The organism is Bacillus sp. S71, from assembly GCF_016625265.1.
Taxonomy (GTDB): domain Bacteria; phylum Bacillota; class Bacilli; order Bacillales; family Bacillaceae_G; genus Bacillus_A; species Bacillus_A cereus.
In genome coordinates this window covers 1-3,297 of record NZ_JACVUW010000032.1, presented here as the reverse complement: position 1 = coordinate 3,297, position 3,297 = coordinate 1, and the positions used below count along the sequence as shown (strand labels likewise).

Genomic DNA, 3,297 nt, shown 5'->3' with positions numbered 1-3,297 from the left:
AAACCAAAACCGGATGGTGATAAAGAGCCGGAAAAACCAAAACCAGATGGTGATAAAGAGCCGGAAAAACCAAAACCAGATGGTGATAAAGAGCCGGAAAAACCAAAACCAGATGGTAATAAAGAACCAGAAAAACCAAAACCGGATGGTGATAAGGAACCAGAAAAACCAAAACCGGATGGTGATAAAGAGTCAGAAAAACCAAAACCAGATGGTGATAAAGAACCAGAAAAACCAAAACCACCAGTGCCACACGATCAAATTACAGTATCACCAATAACGGGAGATATTTTAGTTGAGTGGTATGCTGGGAATGGAGAGAGGTATTCATCTGTATTCTTTAATGAGTATTATGGAAAAGGGCAAAATTCTGACACGTTAAATAGTAGGGCTAAATATTCGGAGGAAAATAAAGAGTTAACACTGATATCTCAATTGAATGCATCTTCAAATGCACAGACAGTTGCTGATCATAGATTAACATTGGACAATTTGGGAGAAATTTTAGCTAATAAGGAGAATTATTCGAATCAAAGTGGATTATTTTATTTACGTAACCAAATGAATACACTTAAGGAAAAAGTTACAACCCAACAAGAATTACAAGAGTATTTAAAAGAAAATAAGAAAGAGTATATTCAATCAGTTGCAAAGTTAGTATACGATAAGGCTGTACAAGAGGAGAATGTTTGGTTAAATAACCAAACAGATATAGCTTCTCTAGAACAATCTTTAAGTAAATATTACTTAGTTACTTCGGTGCTTGAAAGCGTGGATCCTAAATTAGTAGAGGCTGCAAATCAACGTGTAGAAAAGATTTTCTATAAACTATTACAAGAAGAATTAAAAAATATTAACATCGAAGCACCAGTAGTGACATCTAAAAATGATACAAAAGAAAACGTAAGTCCAGAAAAAGAAACTGTAACTAGCAGTAATGGAGGACAAGTGGTTGTTAAAGAAGATAATACGAATAAAACTGGGGCGTCAGAAATAGCTAGTGAGAAAGAGCAAAAAGATCAATTAATTGAAGCTAATAAAAACAACAAAGAAAATACGAAAGAAGTAAATCATAAAGAAACAAATAGCAATGATACAGATGGTCAAATGAAACCAGAAAAACCAGAAAAACCAGAAAAACCGGAAAAACCAAATCCGATCAATCAAGCGATTGAGAAAATTGAAACATATTTAACCCCTGAAAGTCTAAACTATGAAAATGCTTTACTATTAGCAAATCAATGGATTGATGTCGCAAAAGACCAACAAAAAGAAAAATTAAATCAGCAATTTAGTATAGCGGTAGATGGGCTTAGGGGACAGATGAAAGACCCAAAATTTTCAGTGGAAGATGCTTTAAAGAAAGCAAACCTATTAGCAAGTACGGCAAGGGTAGAACAATCTGTTCGAGATGAAGCAAATAAAATGTTAATGCCACTTATGTTTGAAAGAAAAGCGACTGAGGCTGCAAATAAAGGAGAATATTATACAGCTGTATTGAATATTGCTAATGCAATTCGTACAAAGCATCCATTAGAGCGTTCAAGAGAAGAAATGGTGAATTATGCAAATAAACTATGGGAAAAAACAGAAGTTGAATGGGAGCAAATCAATGGAACACCAGATTGGCAAGAAAAGGCTGAGAAAACTGTACTTCCATCGTATACATTATTGGCACAGTTGAAAGATATCGATAAAACAATTGAAAAAATCGTTGGTATGAGTGTTATTGACAATGCGTCGAAAAAGATGGAGGGAATCCAACTAATAGAAGTAGCAAATACAAAAGCGAATCAGAACGGAAAGCTTTACGAAGCTTTACACTATTATGGACAAGCTTCCTATCGTGGGGTTAATGATAAAAAAGGATTTTCGGATGTCGCAAATCGCGTATTAAAAGAAGGGGGAAAAATTGAAAAGAGTAATTACCTATCAGCTTTAGAAATCTATCAAATTCTTTATAAAACACCGGGGATTGAAATGACTGGAGTGAAAGAAAAAGCAAAAGTTGCCATTGAATATTTAAGTACATTTGATGCTGCTAATAAAAAGGCTACTCGTATAAACACTATTGAAGATTTAGCGTCAGTAGTTGAGCTAACTCATCAAGCGATGAACTTAGGATATCAGCAGGCACCTGCAAAAGAATTTATGAAAGTTGTCTCTGAAAAAATGTTACAAACAGGTAAAGGGTATTTAGACAAAAATGAAAACAATAATGCATATAAATGTTTTGAGTTTTTAACTCGACCACAATATGCAACAACGATTGATGGAGAAGTGCGCCAAAAAGCAATGGAGAACTTAGACAAAATAAAAGCAATGGACACAAAAAAATAAATAGATAATGAATTCGCCATCTTATTCCAAGTAAGATGGCGAAATTATTCCAAATAGGAGTGAAAGTTAATGAGTTTACTAGAAATTAGTCCATTAGATGAGGCATTAGTGGAAGCGTTGCAAAATGAAGAAAAAAGAGGCAATTTTTATGAAATATTACAGAAATCAAATTTATTCGTTGTTGCTTCTGTCGAAGGGGATACAAGTGTAGATGAAGAAGGAAATTTGATTTCTACTAATAATACACAATTACAAATTCATTATTTTGAAATGGAAGAAGGATTAATGTTACCACTGTATTCTGATTTGAAACATTTAGAAATAGTTATTCCAGAAGAATGTCCGTATGTCTCTATGAATGCAGTTGAATTATTAAAGACGATAGATTTAGAGGCAAATGTAATATTAAACCCAGGAACAAAATTTCAAAAATTATTTGTAAAGGAAGAAATTGAAGCGATTTGTGATAACAGTATTTTTGATGTTTTTTCTAAAGGGAATAAGTAAAAATTGATGCAGTTCTATTTCTTTTTGGTATAAAATAGAGGAAGGTGGGAGAAGGTTTGGAGATTAAGGTCAAACCTGAACAACTCGAACAAATTGCCAAAAACATATCAGAGATGCAAACACACAGCCAGACCATACAACAAAATCTCAATCAATCTATGTTTAGTATTCAAATGCAATGGCAAGGAGCAACGAGTCAGCATTTTTATGGGGAATATATGAGATCAATGAGGCTCATGGAATCTTACATACGTAACTTACAAGTTACAGAAAAAGAATTACGGCGTATCGCTCAAAAGTTTCGTCAAGCTGATGAAGAATATCAAAAGAAACAAAATGAAAAATTGAAAGAAGCCCATAAAAAAGAAAAGAAAAATGAAAAATCATGGTGGGAAAAGGGATTAGAAGGAGCAGCTGAATTCATCGGAATTAATGATGCAATTCGAGCGG

Annotated in this window: 3 protein-coding genes; all 3 read left to right on the top strand. The window is 33.5% G+C overall.

Annotated elements, in window-relative coordinates:
• A partial coding sequence (locus IBT51_RS26860; protein WP_234472629.1) for a hypothetical protein occupies positions 1 to 2,340 on the top strand: 2,340 nt, incomplete at its 5' end.
• Between the two features lie 69 nt (positions 2,341 to 2,409).
• A complete protein-coding gene (locus IBT51_RS26855; protein WP_200458888.1) occupies positions 2,410 to 2,847 on the top strand; it encodes an SseB family protein in 438 nt (145 codons plus the stop codon).
• Between the two features lie 56 nt (positions 2,848 to 2,903).
• Positions 2,904 to 3,297: WXG100 family type VII secretion target (locus IBT51_RS26850; RefSeq protein WP_200458887.1), on the top strand; the 394-nt coding region annotated here is incomplete at its 3' end.

Excerpts from the sequence above, each read along its gene's own strand:
- IBT51_RS26855 (WP_200458888.1), top strand. The coding sequence starts at position 2,410 with ATGAGTTTACTAGAAATTAGTCCATTAGATGAGGCATTAGTGGAAGCG.